The 16,039-nt window shown below is 54.5% G+C and carries 16 protein-coding genes; 6 read left to right on the top strand and 10 right to left on the bottom strand.

Annotation, left to right across the window (positions count from 1 at the left end; all coding sequences use genetic code 11):
- Window positions 1-341 precede the first annotated feature (341 nt).
- Complete coding sequence (locus C6I21_RS04585) at window positions 342-2,033, bottom strand: glutathione ABC transporter substrate-binding protein (RefSeq protein ID WP_105958264.1); 1,692 nt, start codon at window positions 2,031-2,033, stop codon at window positions 342-344.
- A 422-nt stretch (window positions 2,034-2,455) separates the two neighbouring features.
- Here C6I21_RS04585 and C6I21_RS04580 point away from each other — a divergent pair, with 422 nt between their 5' ends.
- From C6I21_RS04580 to C6I21_RS04565, 4 genes are all read left to right on the top strand, one after another.
- A complete protein-coding gene (locus C6I21_RS04580; RefSeq protein WP_105958263.1) occupies window positions 2,456-3,352 on the top strand; it encodes an ABC transporter permease in 897 nt (298 codons plus the stop codon).
- A gap of 20 nt (window positions 3,353-3,372) precedes the next feature.
- Window positions 3,373-4,290: an ABC transporter permease gene (locus C6I21_RS04575; RefSeq protein WP_105958262.1), complete on the top strand. Its 918-nt coding sequence runs from the start codon at window positions 3,373-3,375 to the stop codon at window positions 4,288-4,290.
- 80 nt (window positions 4,291-4,370) lie between these two features.
- Entirely contained in the window at window positions 4,371-5,402 is a 1,032-nt protein-coding gene (locus tag C6I21_RS04570; protein WP_105958261.1) for an ABC transporter ATP-binding protein, read from the top strand.
- A complete protein-coding gene (locus C6I21_RS04565; protein WP_105958260.1) occupies window positions 5,374-6,387 on the top strand; it encodes an ABC transporter ATP-binding protein in 1,014 nt (337 codons plus the stop codon). Before C6I21_RS04570 ends, C6I21_RS04565 begins: the two co-directional genes overlap by 29 nt.
- Before the next feature lie 627 nt (window positions 6,388-7,014).
- On the opposite strand, the gene C6I21_RS04550 is transcribed toward C6I21_RS04565, so the two are convergent.
- From C6I21_RS04550 to C6I21_RS04520, 7 genes are read right to left on the bottom strand one after another with little or no spacing between them, the layout of a single operon-like run.
- Window positions 7,015-7,629, bottom strand: coding sequence for an FMN-dependent NADH-azoreductase (locus C6I21_RS04550; RefSeq protein ID WP_105958257.1), 615 nt, complete (start codon window positions 7,627-7,629; stop codon window positions 7,015-7,017).
- Between the two features lie 16 nt (window positions 7,630-7,645).
- On the bottom strand, window positions 7,646-8,227 hold the full coding sequence (locus C6I21_RS04545) for a CDP-alcohol phosphatidyltransferase family protein (RefSeq protein WP_105958256.1): 582 nt from the start codon (window positions 8,225-8,227) through the stop codon (window positions 7,646-7,648).
- A complete protein-coding gene (locus C6I21_RS04540) occupies window positions 8,220-9,149 on the bottom strand; it encodes an ABC transporter ATP-binding protein (protein WP_181186088.1) in 930 nt (309 codons plus the stop codon). Before C6I21_RS04540 ends, C6I21_RS04545 begins: the two co-directional genes overlap by 8 nt.
- A gap of 20 nt (window positions 9,150-9,169) precedes the next feature.
- Window positions 9,170-9,946 (bottom strand): ABC transporter permease, encoded by a 777-nt coding sequence (locus C6I21_RS04535; protein WP_105958254.1) that lies wholly within the window; start codon window positions 9,944-9,946, stop codon window positions 9,170-9,172.
- On the bottom strand, window positions 9,939-10,763 hold the full coding sequence (locus C6I21_RS04530; protein ID WP_245411538.1) for an ABC transporter permease: 825 nt from the start codon (window positions 10,761-10,763) through the stop codon (window positions 9,939-9,941). Before C6I21_RS04530 ends, C6I21_RS04535 begins: the two co-directional genes overlap by 8 nt.
- The gene (locus C6I21_RS04525) at window positions 10,750-11,946 is read right to left on the bottom strand and encodes an ABC transporter substrate-binding protein (RefSeq protein WP_105958253.1); all 1,197 of its coding nucleotides are present in this window, start codon (window positions 11,944-11,946) and stop codon (window positions 10,750-10,752) included. The genes C6I21_RS04530 and C6I21_RS04525 overlap by 14 nt, the downstream gene beginning before the upstream one ends.
- The gene (locus C6I21_RS04520) at window positions 11,943-12,254 is read right to left on the bottom strand and encodes a CHY zinc finger protein (RefSeq protein WP_210200631.1); all 312 of its coding nucleotides are present in this window, start codon (window positions 12,252-12,254) and stop codon (window positions 11,943-11,945) included. Before C6I21_RS04520 ends, C6I21_RS04525 begins: the two co-directional genes overlap by 4 nt.
- A 118-nt stretch (window positions 12,255-12,372) precedes the next feature.
- Here C6I21_RS04520 and C6I21_RS04515 point away from each other — a divergent pair, with 118 nt between their 5' ends.
- Together C6I21_RS04515 and C6I21_RS04510 are read left to right on the top strand one after the other, a co-directional pair.
- Window positions 12,373-12,894: an acyl-CoA thioesterase gene (locus tag C6I21_RS04515; RefSeq protein ID WP_105958251.1), complete on the top strand. Its 522-nt coding sequence runs from the start codon at window positions 12,373-12,375 to the stop codon at window positions 12,892-12,894.
- An 84-nt stretch (window positions 12,895-12,978) separates the two neighbouring features.
- A complete protein-coding gene (locus tag C6I21_RS04510; protein ID WP_105958250.1) occupies window positions 12,979-13,680 on the top strand; it encodes a Crp/Fnr family transcriptional regulator in 702 nt (233 codons plus the stop codon).
- A 450-nt stretch (window positions 13,681-14,130) separates the two neighbouring features.
- Here the strand turns inward: C6I21_RS04510 and C6I21_RS04505 are convergent, their stop codons facing one another.
- Window positions 14,131-14,313 carry a hypothetical protein gene (locus tag C6I21_RS04505; protein WP_105958249.1) on the bottom strand — a complete coding sequence of 61 codons (183 nt, stop codon included), beginning with the start codon at window positions 14,311-14,313 and terminating at the stop codon, window positions 14,131-14,133.
- 190 nt (window positions 14,314-14,503) lie between these two features.
- On the bottom strand, window positions 14,504-15,991 hold the full coding sequence (locus C6I21_RS04500) for a glutamate synthase subunit beta (RefSeq protein WP_105958248.1): 1,488 nt from the start codon (window positions 15,989-15,991) through the stop codon (window positions 14,504-14,506).
- Between the last annotated feature and the right edge of the window lie 48 nt (window positions 15,992-16,039).

Here is a 16,039-nt window from a genome sequence, read left to right as displayed (position 1 = left end):
TTACCTTATAAACATTTTTTCTGCTATGAATTCTTCGTATTTCACCTCTATTTTACTGCGCTTCGGAGCGTTCGGCAGAGACGCCGGTGGGATCAAGCGCAGTCTGAAGATCCTTTCTCAGGGCGCAGGCCATGAGAAATAGCTGAAGACAAGCCCACGGCAAGCTTCTGCCGAAAAGCGGAGAAGCTCCATCAATAGAAAGTAACGATGAATATAACAACGGCTTGAAATGCTGCAACCCCTGGCATGCCTGCTTGGAAGAGGCTTTGGATTTTATACATTCTTATTCGTTAAAAAAACACGCCGCGGAGATATCCCCGCGGCGTGCTGTTTTTACCTGATTAGTTCTTTGTTACATCCTGAAGCTGGTAAAGGCCGTTTGGATGCTTCCAGAAGCCTTCTACATCGTCACTCAGACCAACGAGGTAGTCTGTGTGGTAGAGGTAGAGCATTGGCGCTTCTTCTACAAGGATTTCCATTGCCTGCTCATAGAGGTCTTCACGCGCTGCTTCGTCTGTTTCCTGACGGGCATCGTCAAGAAGCTGGTCAAGCTCTGCGTTCTCCATGAAGGAACGGTTACCTGCAGCACCCTGCTGGCTGGAGTGGAACAGTGCATACATACCGTAGTCTGCATCCCCTGTTACTGTGACCCATCCAAGGATGAACATGTCGTGCTCACCTTCAGCAGTGGAGTCAAGGTACGCGCCCCACTCAAGAACTTCGATCTCTGCAGTAACACCGATTGCGGAAAGCTGTGCCTGAACGAGTTCAGCTACGTCCATACGCTCACGGTTGTCGTTTGTCCAGATCGTTGTTTCAAAGCCATCTTCGTAGCCTGCTTCCGCAAGAAGCTCCTGCGCCTGCTCCGGATCGTATTCAAGACCCTCGACAGCGTCAGAGTAGCCGAATACGTTCTCGCCGATTGGTCCTACTGCTGGTGTACCAGTACCTTCAAGTACACCTTCAAGAAGGTCGTCCTTGTTGATTGCCATGGATACAGCCTGACGGACACGTGCATCGTCAAACGGCTCTTTCTGCATGTTGAAACCGATGTAGGAAAGGCTCAGGCTTTCCTGTGTGTAAAGAGACGCATTTTCCATGTCCTCGACACGGTCCATGTCACTCGGGCTTACAGGGAAAATGATGTCCGCTGCGCCTGTCTCCAGCTCACCGATACGAGTCAGGTCTTCCGGAGAAACCCGGAACACAACAGATTCAACTCCTGCAGCTTCTCCCCAGTAGTCGTCGTTTCTAGTAAGAACGACTTCAGAGCCCGGGTTCCACTCGGAAAATTCGAAGTAGCCTGTACCGACTGGGTTTTCGTTAATGTAATCGCCCGGCTGTCCGCCGTCTTCCATCTGTGCATAGTCTTCTTCAATCACTGTCGGGCTCATGATTGCGCCACCGGAGTGTGCCAGGTGGGATGGAAGTGGTGCAAATGGAAATTCTGTATGGAATTCAACTGTATAGTCATCAACAACAACGACTTCTTCCACCATCTCGTAAAGGAATGCACGCTGGGAAGCGACTTCCTCATCAAGTACGCGGTCGAATGTTGCTTTAACAGCCTCTGCGTTAAACTCATCACCGTTATGGAATGTTACATCTTCACGGAGTGTGAAGGACCAGACATTATCTTCTGTTGCTTCCCACTCTGTTGCCAGAAGCGGTTCAAGCTCCATCTCTTCACTCTGGCTCAGAAGCGTTTCATAAATCGGCTCCTGGACAGTAGAGGATGGAACGTCATTGGAACCGTGCGGATCCAGTGCTTCAATGTCGGAAAGTGTAGAGATAACGAGTTCGTCATCGCCTGCTTCCTCGGCTTCTACGTCTTCAGCGGCATTTCCTTCTCCGCCTTCCTCGTTGTCTGCAGGCTCCTCTGTATCAGCGTCTGTGTTTTCCGTGTTTTCCGCGTTGTCCGCCGGTGCGTTGTTGGTACCACCATCATTTTCCGGCTCGCTGGCACATGCAGTGAATGTCATGACTGCAGCTGTGGACAGAAGCGCCGCTTTCAGTGTACGGCTTTTCAGCATAGATATTTCCCCCTTAAAAATTCATCATTTTACAAATGTTGCTCTATCTCAATTTACAATAGTCAGACATAAAAAACAAGTAGAATTTTCACAAAATTATTATATTCAGCAATTATTTGCCCGGAATAGTTTTCTGTATTTTCTGTCAATGAGGCGTATTTGTTCAGTACATCACGTGTTTGTAAGCGTTTCTAACATTACTTTTTCTAGTTTATGGAACTAGTGGGAGGAGTTGAATCATTATATTGTGAAAATATATACGATTTTGCAAATAGGTCTTGTGAAAAAATGTGGGAATGATATAATTTTTGCGTATCGGTGTAAAGGTGCGTACTTCTATAATTAGGAAGTATCCGCTCTTTTTTATACTGCTGTAGTGAGTCGTCATTCAGACTATCCATAAAGAAAGCGAGGTTATTTGTATGGCTGATACAACTGTCAGTGCTTCTACTGTGGAGAAAAAGCGTATCAATCCACAGATCGAAAATTTCAAGAACGTCTGGCGTAAACTCCGCCAGAACCGGCTGGCGATGGCCGGCGGGTTTCTCATCATCTTTTTCTGTGTAGCCGCTGTCGTCGGTCCATGGCTCACATCGAACGACCCGAACATGCCGAATGTCTCCGACAGACTGCAGGGCCCTTCCGGAGAATACTGGTTCGGCACCGACCACCACGGACGCGATATTTTCACCCGGCTCGTCCATGGTATGTCCATCACACTTCGTATTGGTATCTCATCCGTGATTGTCGGTGGAACCGTTGGGGTATTTCTCGGTATTATTTCCGGTTATTACGGCGGGCGTATTGATGCAGTGATTATGAGATCCATGGACGTCCTGCTTGCCTTCCCGAGTATTCTGCTTGCACTCGGTATCGTTGCCGTTCTCGGCGGAAGCATCACAAACGTCATTATCGCGATTGCGATCTTCTCCATCCCGGTGTTCGCCCGGATTGTGCGGGGCTCAACCCTCGCTGTCAGAAAACTCGAATATATTGATGCCGTCCGGGCACTCGGCGCATCCGATGCCCGCATCATTTTTCTGCACATCCTGCCGAACATCGTGTCACCGATCATCGTACAGGCAACATTGTTTATAGCAACGGCTGTTCTTTCCGCCACCGGCCTTTCCTTCCTTGGACTCGGCGCCACGCCGCCGACACCGGAATGGGGCGCCATGCTTGCAGATGGGCGGAACTATATGTGGGATCACCCGCACATTGCCCTTTTCCCGGGACTTGCCATAGCGCTTGTTGTTTTAGCCTTTAACCTTTTCGGGGACGGTGTGCGCGATGCACTCGATCCGAAGCTGAAATCTTAAAGTAAGAGAGGTGATTCCTTTTGTTCGTTTATACGATACGACGACTCATTCAAACGATTCCCGTATTAATCGGGGTAACGCTCGTTGTTTTTCTCATGATGCACTTAATTCCCGGTGACCCGGCACAGATTATGGCCGGCGAACGGGCGGATGCGGAAACAGTGGAACTGACACGTGACCGCCTCGGTCTGAACGACCCGCTTCCGGTACAGTACGGCTCCTTCGTCTGGAACGCGGTGCAGGGGGACTTAGGGAACTCCATCCGCAGTGGACGCGACGTCAGTGCGGAAATCGTACCCCGCTTCTGGGTAACCGTAGAGCTTGCTGTATACAGTACGATTCTGAGCGTATTCATGGGACTGATTGCCGGCATTATTTCCGCTACACGCCGCAACTCGATCTCTGATATGGTGATCATGGTAGTCGCTCTCTTCGGGCTCTCTATGCCGAACTTCTGGCTCGGTCTCATGCTGATTCAATACATCGGTCTGACTGTCGGCTGGATCCCGGTTTCCGGATGGGGAGGAGCTGCTGTTATCCTTCCGGTTATTACACTTGGAACAGCAGGAGCTGCCATCATCGCACGGATGACCCGCTCCAGCATGCTCGAAGTCATTCACCAGGACTACATCCGCACCGCACGTGCCAAAGGGGTAAAAGAACGCTACGTTATTTATAAACACGCGCTCCGCAACGCCCTCATTCCGGTTGTTACGGTTGTCGGTCTCCAGTTCGGTGTTCTGCTGGGCGGTGCTGTCCTGACAGAAACTGTCTTTGCCATTAACGGCCTCGGCCGGTTTGTGGTGGAAGGGATCAATCAGCGTGATTTCCCTATTGTTCAGGGGTCCGTTCTCGTCCTTGCCCTTCTATTCGTACTCGTTAACTTCATTGTCGATATTTCCTACCGCCTGCTGAACAAGCGGATTGAACTTGACTAATAAACGGCATCTTCCAGTGCAGCGCGTGCTGCGCTGGAACGCCGGAAGCTTTTTATCCATCGAAGAAAGGTGGGAACCTTGTGACTACGACAAACTCGATTATTAAAGTCGATGACCTGCAGACGTCTTTTTTCACCCACAAAGGGGAAATCAAAGCCGTTGACGGTGTTCATTTTGACGTGCCGGCAGGGAAAACACTCGGCCTCGTCGGGGAATCCGGTTCCGGTAAAAGTATTACGTCTCTCTCCATTATGCGTCTGATTGAATCCCCCGGAAAAATTAAGGGCGGCTCTATCACGTTTAACGGAGAAGACCTGCTCGCCAAAAGCGAAGCTGAAATGCGCGATATCCGGGGAAACCAGATCTCCATGATCTTTCAGGAGCCGATGACCTCCCTCAATCCGGTGTATACAATCGGTGACCAGATCGCCGAAGCGTATCAGATCCACCAGGGGAAAACGAAGAAAGAAGCACTGCAGAAAGCTGTCGATATGCTGGAACTTGTCGGTATTCCTTCTCCGAAGGCCCGCGTCAAAGCGTACCCGCACGAACTTTCCGGCGGTATGCGCCAGCGTGCAATGATCGCCATCGCGCTCGCCTGCAACCCGCAGCTGCTCGTCGCCGATGAGCCGACAACCGCGCTCGATGTGACGATTCAGGCGCAGATCCTCCGACTCATCAACCGTCTTCAGGATGAGCTCGGCATGTCCATGCTTCTTATCACCCACGACCTCGGCGTCGTTGCAGAAACGTGTGACTACGTCGCTGTCATGTACGCAGGCAAAATTGTCGAATATGCCGATGTAAACACGCTGTTTTCCAACCCGAAGCACCCGTACACGGTAGGCCTTCTGAAGTCCCTGCCGCGCCACGATATCGACCAGGAAGAACTCGAAGTAATCAAAGGCATGGTGCCGCGCCCGGATGAACTCCCGGAAGGATGCCGTTTTGCACCGCGCTGCCCATTCGCCACTGACCTCTGCCGGGAACGACTTCCGGACCTCGAGGATCTCGGCGAAGGAAATCAAGTCCGCTGCTGGATTCACACCGATCAGTGGAATGGACCGGAGGTGAACGTGAAAGATGACTACCGATCTGCTGAAAGTACGTAACTTAAAGCAATACTTCCCGATCAAAGGCGGTATTTTAGGACGGAAAGTCAACGACGTCAAAGCCGTTGACGACATCTCGTTCGAAGTCAAAGCCGGGGAGACGCTCAGTATCGTGGGCGAATCCGGGTGCGGGAAATCGACGACCGGACGTGCTATTCTCCGTCTTGACGAGCCGACAAGCGGCGAAGTCGAATTCGACGGAAAAGATCTTCTCGCGCTCTCCAAAAAGGACATGCGGAAAATGCGGAAAAACCTGCAGATTATTTTCCAGGATCCGTACGCGTCCATCAACCCGCGTCAGACAGTCCGTCAGATTTTGAGCGAAGCGATGAATATTCAAGGTGTCGTGCCGAAAGACAAGCAGGAAGACCGCATTAAAGAGCTGATGGATACTGTCGGCCTCGGTCCGCACCAGATCGACCGCTTCCCGCACGAATTTTCCGGCGGACAGCGCCAGCGTATCGGCATCGCCCGCGCGCTTTCCGTGGATCCGCAGATGATTATCTGTGATGAGTCGGTTTCCGCACTCGATGTATCCATTCAGGCGCAGGTTCTGAACCTGCTCAAAAAGCTGCAGAAAGAGCTCGACCTGACGTATCTGTTTATCTCCCACGATTTAGGCGTCGTCCGCCACATCTCCGACCGCGTCCTCGTGATGTACCTCGGAAAAATCGTCGAGATCGCGGATAAGAAGTCGCTGTTCGACAACCCGAAGCACCCGTATACGAAAACACTCCTGTCTGCGATTCCTGTACCGGATCCGACAGTGAAAAAAGAGCAGATCATTCTTAAAGGAGACGTTCCGTCCCCGATTGATCCGCCGAGCGGCTGCCGTTTCCACACCCGGTGCCCGTTTGCGACAGACAAGTGTAAAAACGAAGATCCCGAACTCCGCACAAACGATGATTTGATGGCTTCCGGCCACCGCGCCGCCTGCCACTACATCGAAGAAATCGAATCCGGCGAAATGCAGCCGCATGAATAAGTAACTACAAAGCTTCCGGCCGTCCATCGTGGACAGCCGGAAGCTTTTTTTGCTCTGAGCGGTTATCTTGTTCAGGATTGTGCCATAGTCTGAGCATTTCGTGCCACCGGGCGGACGGTTCGTGCCATTGGCAGAATACCGCGCCAAATGCAGCCCGCCGCGTGCCAGGATGCGGCAGTTTCGTGCCAAAATGGAAAGGTATCGTGCCACGAGCCCTCCATCCCCTTCCGGCCGAAACGTTCCCCGGCCGGCCCTTCACCGAGTTTTGAAAAAGGCGGAACACCACCGTCAGTCTGCGGACCAGAATGGAGGCTCCCCGGACCACGGCGGCTGCGTATCGGAACAGGATAGGCTTCCATCGGACCAGCTCCGTGATAGCGGACCATCTTAAGCGGAAATCGGAACATCCTCCCCCCCTGGCGCAGCAAAAAGCAGGCTCCGCGGACCACCCTCCGCCGCTGCCGAACCGGTACTCTTTTCCGGCAGATGGCTGCAGCGGTCTTCAGCTGCAGCAGTAATCCAGAGAAGTCCTGGAAATGGTGCGCTGCTTTCTTCACTCTGACACGCCTCACCCATACGAAAGAAAGCCCGAATGCCTGCGTGCTCAATAACCGAAAAGGACCCGGCTCATACAGAGCCCGGTCCCACTTCTTCCTTCCATCGGTGGACAAGTGCATCCACGCTGAGGCACGCTTCTTCAAGCCGATCCTCTGCTTCATCGGGGTACGTGCTCGTTCCTTCGACGATGATCGATTCCACGCTGGCGCCGGTAAGCGCAAAGATCGTGCGGATGTAGCTGTCCCCGTGCTCCCAGGCGGCCATTTTCCCGCTGGAATACACGCCGCCCCGCGACTGCAGGTGGACGATTTCTCTTCCCTGGAGAAGCCCCCGGATCCCGGTGTCATCAAACGTGAACGTCTGTCCAGGCAGAATGAGCTGATCAATGTAGGCTTTCACCGGTGACGGCACACCCATGTTCCAGAGCGGTGTCACGAAAACGACCTTGTCCGCGGACAGAAACTGCTCCACCCATGTATTCGTGACCGTTTCCTCCGAACGGCGTTCCCAGGCGGCAAGCTCGCCTTCCCCAAGAAGCGGCAGAGGCACCTGAAACAGATCGAGCACGTCGACCTCCGCTTCCGGGAACGATGTCTGCAGCGAATCGAGAAAGTGCCCTCCGAGCCGGAGACCGTAGGACTGCTCTTCTTTTTTCGGATTGGCCGTTACATAAAGGACACGCATGTCCAACACCTCTTCCTTATGAAAGAATTTTCCGCGCCAGATACAGCCGCTGCAGCACCGTAATAATCTGCACCGTCAGAAACAAGAGCGCCATGTAAAACAAGTAGTCGACAAAAATAATCATCAATGACAGCAGAATGAAGCCTTCCGTCCGCTCCGCCAGTGCCGGCTGGTAATAAAACGACTTTTCGCTTTCCTCGTCCGCTACGGCACCGACGCTTAAGAAAACGGCGAACGTATACAAAATGGATCCGGTCAGCAGAAGCAGCAGCCACATGACGTCCGGAAACCGCATCGCAAGTGCAAAAATGATGCCGAATTCCACGAGCCGGTCAAAGCTGATATCAAGCACTGTTCCGAATTTGGAAGGCGCCGTTTTCCGGGCCATCGTACCGTCCACTACGTCGAGAAAGCCGGACAGCCAGAGAAGAGCAAGCCCTGCCATATACCAGCCGGCATACACGGCACCTGCTGCACCGATTCCTACGGCAAATCCGGCAACAGTCACATGATTGGCGTGCAGTCCGAGCTTCAGTGCTGTGTCCGCGCTTTTGTTAATGACCGGCTGAACGAGATGCCTTGCTTTCGTATCAATCATCGGAGACTCCTTCCTTCGGCCGGACGGCCAGTTTCTGCCCCGGGGTCAGCGACTCCTCCGAGCGGATGACCGTCTGCTGCCCGTCTGCCTCCAGGTGAATCCGGTAAAACGTCCAGCCGTAGGCGTACACGGCATGCTCCACGACAGCAGCCGCCCCTTCAGAAGCGGCCTCCAGCGACGACCCTGGATAGTACGTCCCGTCCAGATAAATGCCTTCCCCGATAAACGCCGCGACATCCGGTCCGGCCGGACGCTTGTGCACGTCTTCGGGCGTTCCTTCCTGAAGGACATGCCCGCGCTGCATGACGAGCATCCGGTCGCCCATGATCGCCGCTTCCTCCCTGTCATGCGTGACGAACAGCGCCGTCACTCCTTCCTCTTTTAAAAAGTCTCTTACCCAGAGGCGGAGTTCCTGGCGCAGATGTGCGTCCAGACTGCTGAACGGTTCATCCAGCAGGAGAAGATCCGGCTGCAGCAGAAGTGCTCTCGCAAGCGACACACGCTGCTGCTGACCGCCCGACAATTCCCGCGGGTAGTGGTTCCGCTTCTCCCACAGCCCGACGCGTGAAAGCATCGCTTCGGTTTCCTGCTTCCGCTCCGGCCGGGACAGGCGGCGCCTGCCGTGACGGAGGCCGTACGCGGCATTTTCCGAAACGGTTAAATGCGGGAACAGCAGCGCATCCTGAAACATGAGCACGACCGGACGCTCTGCCGCTTTTTTCGTATCCAGGCGGCTGTCTCCAAGATACATCTCTCCGCCATCCGGCTTTAAGAAACCGGCCACGCACCGGAGCAGCGTCGTTTTGCCGCAGCCGGACGGACCGACGATACTTAAAATATTCCCTGCCGTTACGGTAAGCGTCACCGGGTGCAGCACCGTTTCCTGATGGAACGATTTTTCAATATGTTCAAGTGTAAGCATACGGAGCTTCCTTCCTTTCATTATGGCCGCAGAAGACGTCCGGCTGCGCTCGAGACCGTTTCCCAGACGAACAGAAACAGGAGCGGCAGGACAGCAAACAGAACCGAAAATGCGGCGATCACCGCCTGGTCGGCGCTGTTAAAAAACGGGTAGTACAGCAGCGGCAGCGTCGTCACCCTCCCGCCACCGATAATCGCCGTCAATACATACTGGCTCAGAGAAATAACGAACGTCAGCACCGCGGCACTCCGGAGGCTCGGGGCCATGATCGGCACGGCGATCGTAGCAATACGCCGGAACACCCCTGCACCAAGCGTTTCCCCGAGCTGCATCCACGCCGGATCGAGCCGGTCAAATCCACCGCGCAGCACGCGGATCGTGTAGGGAAGCGTCGGCAGCAGATGGATCAGGATCACACCTGCCGGATGGTCGGCAATGCCGAGACGGATCATCGTAATATGCAGTCCCATCGCAATCGCCAGCACCGGGACGAGAATCGGCAGGAAAAAGATCGTTTCCACCGCGACTTTTCCGCGGAAATCGACCCAGCTGAGCGCCAGCGCCGCCGGAATACCGAGAAGAAGATTCAGTACGACGACAACCGCGCCGATAAACAGCGTCATCCCGACAGCCGGAAGCAGCTGCGGCTCCGATGCCAGCGCCTCCCACGCCCGCATGCTGAACGCAGTGGGAAGCACGTCCGGATAGCGCCAGGAGAACGTGATGCTTTTGAGAAACAAAAACAGCACAGGAAAAACGAAGATGGCAAGAAGCAGCAGAAGCAGCAGTTTACGCATATGACCGCCTCCTTCCCCGCCGAACCCAGCTGAGTACGAGCGCTGCGAGCACGAGAGAGACAGCCGTAACAAGCACCATCATCGCCTGGGCAAGCGGCCGCTCGCTCCATCCGGACTGGTAAAACCAGTCGAAGGCGAGCACCGGAAGCATAGCTGGATACGTGACACCGAGAAGCCCCGGTATTTCAAACGCACCGAGAATGAAAATGAACATAATAAGCGCCGTCTCGACTGCCACCGGACCGGCATGCGGCCACTCTGCGTGCCGGAACGTCTGAAACCGACCGGCGCCGAGACTCCGGCTCACCTCCGCCATCCGCCAGTCGAGCTCCTGATACACAGGAAGCAGCATTAAAATGACGAAAGGAACCTCTTTCCATATGTACGTTAAAATGACGCCGGTATAGGCGCTGCTCTGCACAAACGGCGGCAGCATCGTGCCGAGCACCGATGCTGCCCAGCCGGCCGGGGCAAAAAAGAGCAGCACGAGGTACGCTGCGACAAAGTGGGGAATGAGCATCGGAAACCACGCCGCAAGTTTCCACGTATCAACAGCAAACACCCGGACGAACGTGCGTGTAATGACGAGACCGATGACGAGCGACACGATCGAAGAAACAAGCGCCACGTATACACTGACGCCGGCAGCCGCCCAGAAGGAACGCGATGCAAACAGCGTTTCATAATGAACGAGCATCCCCTCGGCCCCGCCGAACGCAAGACTCTCCTGCACCGCTCTAAACATCCCCTGCCCGACAAACAGCATCATGAAGAGAAGAAGCGGGGCGAGGAGAAGCCACGCACTACGGCTGGACAACTTCTTCCTCCCAGTTCTCCTGAATCCAGTCTACATAGCGGGCATCAAGCTCGGGAAGCGCATCCTCCGCCGGCACAATCTCCTCTCCGACATAGGCTTCCACCTGCTCCCGCTGCTCCTCACTGAGCGTTTCCGGATCCAGAATATGCCCTTCGCCCCAGCGCTCCGGATTCAGCTTTTCAATCTGCGCCTCCGGCGACAGCAGATGATTGATGACGACGAGCGCCGCCTCCGGATTTCCCGTGTTAAACGGCATGCTTACATAATGCGTGCTGCTGATCGAGCCGGACGACAGACCGACCGTTTCCGTCTCCTCCGGGAAAACGCCCTGATCGATCAGGCTCTGCGCACGGTACTCATTGAATCCGAGCGTCGCCTGCACTTCCCCGTCCGCAAACATCTGGTCCTGCTGCTCGAGCGAGTTCGGGTACGTCTCCCCTTCTCTCCACAGCGACGGAGCAAGCGTGCGGAGCACGTCCCATACGTCACCGCCGTTTTCCTCGATCCACGCTTCATCAAACTCGGACACCGTCTCCGGATCACCGGCAACGTAATGAATCACGTGCCGCACGAAGCCGTTCCCGGTATCATTCTGCACGTCCGGGTACGTAAACGCGCCCGGATTCTCCTCTGCCCAGGCAAGCAGCTCCTCCATCGTCTCCGGAGGATTGTCCTCCCCGCGGAACTGGAACGCATACTGCACGTTCCCCCACGGCACTTCCATCCCGTCGACGTCGATACCCATATCATTCTCCACAAACGGCGCGTCCGCCACATGCTCCTCCATGTTCGGCAGCATATCCGCAAACGATCCGTACAGAAGGTCGTTTTCCTTCGCATTGCGGAAATTCTCCCCGTTGATCCAGAGAATATCGGCCGATCCGTCTGTGCTGCCGGCTTCACGCTCGGTCATGAGGCGCGACAGAAATTCCGGTGCATCCATCGGGATCCGCTCAAAATCGATGCCGTACTCCTCTTCCACCGCCGGAGCGATCACATCGTCCATGTACGCGTTGACGCCTTCATCGCCGCCCCACATGTACATCCGGACCTCGCTTCCTTCCGCCTCCGCCGTGATTTCCTCCCAGCTCAGCTCCTCCAGCGCTTCCGCACTCGTCCCACTCTCACTATTTCCGCACGCTCCAAGCAGCAGCACCGCCGGGAGCAGACTCCATCTCTTCATTTGACTCCTCCTGATTTCCATGAAAAATACATTGCATAATGGTTTTTGCAGCCCGGGTTGAACGGGGCACGGCAGTGTGGACACTGATCTCCGCAGCTTATGTAGGAAGCGGGGGTCATTTCGTTTTGGCAGCTGCCGCACAGAACCGCGGGCACGTGCATTTCTGTTTCCGGGATCGGCTGAAAGGCGCGTCCGGTGTGCTCTTCATGGCAGGCAGCACAGCTGTAGTACGTATCACAGCAGCTGCATTTCAGCGCAATCCGGTCGAGCGGGCCATTGTAATGACGGCACCGCGTTTCGTTATCCACTGCTCCTATTACCCGTTTTTCCAACGCATCTCACCTCGGTTTTTCTCTCTGCCCCCGCCTGCAGGAAAAAGCTGATATACTTAAATAGCAGAACGATGCCTGAAGGAGGAACTTTTTTATGGAAGCAAAAAAATGCAGGGAATCGAAGGTCATTAAAACCGGCCGCGTTTTCCCCCAGGATACGAATAACCACGATACCCTTTTCGGCGGCAAACTGATGCGGGACATTGATGATGTCGCGTCGATTTCCGCTGCGAGACACTGCCGCACGGAATGCGTGACGGCATCGACAGATTCTGTCGACTTTCTCCACCCGATCCGGCAGACGGATTCGGTCTGTCTCGAATCCCACGTCTCCTCCACCGGCAGAAGTTCGATGGAAGTGTTTGTGAAAGTCATCGCCGAAGATCTGCTTACGGGCGAACGCCGCCTGGCAGCAACGAGTTTCCTGACGTTTGTCGCCCTTGACGACGAAGGGAAAAAAGCGCCGGTCCCGCCGGTGGAGCCGGAGTCCGATGAAGAAAAGTATCTGTATGACTCCGCCCCGGCACGGATTGCCGTGCGCAAAGAAAGCCGCCAGCAGAGCAGAAAGCTCGCTGACATTCTTTCGGATTTAAAACCTTGGGACGAGCCCTATTAATTCCAGTGTACTACAAATCCTGCAAAAACGTGATACATCAACACACAGCCTGTAATCTCCCTTACGCACTGGAGGATACGCTCTATGGATAAAATGCAGCTTCTCTCCGGAATCAACATTCTGGAGGACCTTCCTGTCTCCCAGCTCAAGCAGGTGGATGCGATCAGCACGATGAAAACCTTTGCTCCCGGCGAATCCATCGCTCCCGCTTCCGGCGGCAGCCGACTGTATTTATTAAAAAGCGGTCAGGTTCGGCTTTTCCGGGCCCAGGAAAACGGCCGTGAATTCACGTACGATATTTTAACGGACGGCAGTATTTTCGGCCGTACCGCCCAGCTGGAGCTGACCGACAGCGGAACGACCGTCGAGGCGATGCAGGAATCGACCGTCTGCATTATCGAAGAGGACGATTTTCAGCAGTTTTTAATAGATCATCCCGATGTCTCGATGGCGGTGATGCAGGTGCTTTCTGAACGGCTGCAGGCACTTATCCGTCTCGGGGAAATGATTGCACTGCGGAGCGTGAAGTACCGTCTTCTGTACCTCCTTCTTCATCTAAGTGAGAAAAAGGGCCGCCGCTTTCAGGAGTGGCAGTCTGTGGACCTCGAAGTAACGCACCAGGACCTGGCTCAGATGATCGGCTCGACGAGAGAGACGACGAGCGCCACGTTGAAAGAGCTTATGAATGAAGGGTACATCAAACGCGAAAAGCGCTTCCTGCGCCGCACACAGCACTTGTATGTGCACGCAGATAAAGCCGGCACCTACCTTCACGATGCAGGGTGACCGGAACAGCATAGGAGGAGGAAGGCGGGGGCTGGTCCCCCGTCTTTTTCTTTGTTATCTTCATTTCAGCGGAAATGCGGACCAGAAATGATGCCGGGCGGACCAGGAGTGATGCCGGGCGGACCAGGAGTGAAGAATATCGGAACAGAACGAGCGGGGAGCGGAACACAATTCTTCTTTATCCGATCAGGCGGCTTGAATTGGACCAGATTGAGCCACGGGCGGACCACTTTTCGAGTAAAGCGGACCAACATATGCTCCCGGCGGAACAGGGAAATTCTGGTTTGAAAAGAGAGGCAGTGGCGGTCTGTCCTGAATCTCCCGGAAACCTGCCGCTGAAATCCGCAGCGGCCCATCTGCTTTCAATCAGCTCGCTTCCGGAGTGCCCCGGACGGCGAAAAAAGCAGCACCTCCCATCTGGGAAGTGCTGCTTTTCTTTTCCGGAATCGGCTAATCGCCGCCGGTGTCATCCAGTTCCACATTGACGTTGAGGCCGTTGTCACCGCCTCCGCCTCCTCCGCCGAGCATCGGCAGTAGAAAATTAACGATGAAAAACAAAATAATAATGACGATAATCGTAATAAACGCATATTTAATAAATACGGATCCTGCTCCGCCGCCTTCTCCAGCCATACAATAACCTCCCTCTAAAAAAATGGAATGATTTCTCTTCTGCTTTTTCCCTCAGCCATTATGATTAAACCTGTTTTCAGTACATGTGTACCGGGTCAATCGATGACAAGAGACAGGCAGCACAGGAAAAAATCCAGCCGGAGGGGCGGGCCCTTCCGGCTGGATGAAACGTCGTTTTCCTATGGCTGACCTATGGAAGCTGGGTGTGACCCATGAGGAAGCGGTCGCATTCGCGTGCGGCTCCTCGTCCTTCGTTGATCGCCCAGACGATGAGGCTCTGGCCGCGGCGCATATCGCCGGCAGCGAAGACACCTTCGACGCTGGTGGTGAATTTGCCGTACTCGGAGCGGACGGTGGAGTTTGGACGCGTTTCTACGTCCAGCTGTTCAATCAGTCCCTGATCCGGGCCTTTGAACCCGATGGCTACGAGAACGAGATCGACCGGCCATACTTTTTCTGTACCCGGAATTTCTTCGCGGATTTTGTTGCCTTCTTCATCGTAGCGGAGCGATACGTTAACGGTATGCGCTTCTTTGACATGGCCATGCTCGTCGCCGACGAATTTTTTCGTCATGACGGCGTAGGCGCGCGGGTCGTCTCCAAAGACAGACTCGGCTTCCTTCTGGCCGTATTCCACACGGTGAATGACCGGATACTGCGGCCATGGATTGGCCATCATGTCACGGACATCGCCTTTTTTGTCATAAATATCGAACTGAACGAGGCTCTTACAGTTGTGACGCACCGATGTTGCCAGGCAGTCCGTTCCTGTATCTCCCCCGCCGATCACGAGAACATTCTTGTCTTTGGCGGAAATGTAGTTTCCGTCTTCCAGATCGGAATCGAGAAGGCTCTTCGTGTTGGCGTGGAGGAAGTCCATCGCATAGTGGATGCCTTTTAACGCTGTGTTTTCAGCCGGCACATCGCGGTGGACTGTTGCCCCGCCGCAGAGAATCGTCGAGTCGAAATCCGATTTCAGCTGTTCCACAGATACGTCCTTGCCCACTTCGGTGTTTGTGACAAAATCAATGCCTTCCTGCTCAAGCAGGTTTACGCGGCGCATAACGATGGAGAACGGCAGCTTCATTTCCGGAATACCGTACGTAAGCAGGCCGCCGAGACGGTCGTCGCGCTCAAATACGGTTACGTTATGTCCGGCTTTGTTCAGCTGGTCTGCAGCTGCAAGCCCTGCAGGTCCGGAACCGACGACAGCAACGCGCTTGCCGGTGCGCTGCTTCGGCGGCTTTGGCTCCATCCAGCCTTCCGCAAATCCTTTTTCGATAATCGATTTTTCCACAGAACGAATCGCCACCGGCGGCTCGTTGATTCCGAGTACACAGGCGCCTTCACACGGTGCCGGGCAGGCGAATCCGGTGAATTCCGGGAAGTTGTTCTGCTCATGCTCCTTATCCAGTGCTTCTTTCCACTGGCCGCGGTAGACCATATCATTCCAGTCCGGAATGTAGTGGTACACCGGGCAGCCAGTCGTCACACCGTTTAACTCCATCCCCGTATGACAGGTAGGCACACCGCAGTCCATGCAGCGGGCACCCTGCTTTCTTGCTTCTTCATCAGACATTGGCAGCGCATACTGATCCCAGTCTTTTGTCCGTTCCTGAGGGTCACGCTCGGGTATCGTCTGACGAGTATATTCCATAAAACCTGTAGCTTTTCCCATCGTTGTACCCTCCTTGTTTCAGGCAGCGTTCGTTCCGCTGCGTCTTGT

The sequence above is a fragment of the Alkalicoccus urumqiensis genome, from assembly GCF_002993335.1.
Lineage (GTDB): Bacteria > Bacillota > Bacilli > Bacillales > Salisediminibacteriaceae > Alkalicoccus > Alkalicoccus urumqiensis.
Note: the sequence above shows the minus strand (reverse complement) of the source record. Positions and strands in the feature narration are given on the sequence as shown.

Coding starts and splice junctions, on each gene's coding strand:
- C6I21_RS04525 (WP_105958253.1), bottom strand. CDS start 11,946: ATGAAGAGATGGAGTCTGCTCCCGGCGGTGCTGCTGCTTGGAGCGTGC.
- C6I21_RS04500 (WP_105958248.1), bottom strand. CDS start 15,991: ATGGGAAAAGCTACAGGTTTTATGGAATATACTCGTCAGACGATACCC.
- C6I21_RS04510 (WP_105958250.1), top strand. CDS start 12,979: ATGGATAAAATGCAGCTTCTCTCCGGAATCAACATTCTGGAGGACCTT.
- C6I21_RS04505 (WP_105958249.1), bottom strand. CDS start 14,313: ATGGCTGGAGAAGGCGGCGGAGCAGGATCCGTATTTATTAAATATGCG.
- C6I21_RS04580 (WP_105958263.1), top strand. CDS start 2,456: ATGGCTGATACAACTGTCAGTGCTTCTACTGTGGAGAAAAAGCGTATC.
- C6I21_RS04535 (WP_105958254.1), bottom strand. CDS start 9,946: ATGCGTAAACTGCTGCTTCTGCTGCTTCTTGCCATCTTCGTTTTTCCT.
- C6I21_RS04515 (WP_105958251.1), top strand. CDS start 12,373: ATGGAAGCAAAAAAATGCAGGGAATCGAAGGTCATTAAAACCGGCCGC.
- C6I21_RS04565 (WP_105958260.1), top strand. CDS start 5,374: ATGACTACCGATCTGCTGAAAGTACGTAACTTAAAGCAATACTTCCCG.
- C6I21_RS04550 (WP_105958257.1), bottom strand. CDS start 7,629: ATGCGTGTCCTTTATGTAACGGCCAATCCGAAAAAAGAAGAGCAGTCC.
- C6I21_RS04540 (WP_181186088.1), bottom strand. CDS start 9,149: ATGCTTACACTTGAACATATTGAAAAATCGTTCCATCAGGAAACGGTG.
- C6I21_RS04585 (WP_105958264.1), bottom strand. CDS start 2,033: ATGCTGAAAAGCCGTACACTGAAAGCGGCGCTTCTGTCCACAGCTGCA.
- C6I21_RS04545 (WP_105958256.1), bottom strand. CDS start 8,227: ATGATTGATACGAAAGCAAGGCATCTCGTTCAGCCGGTCATTAACAAA.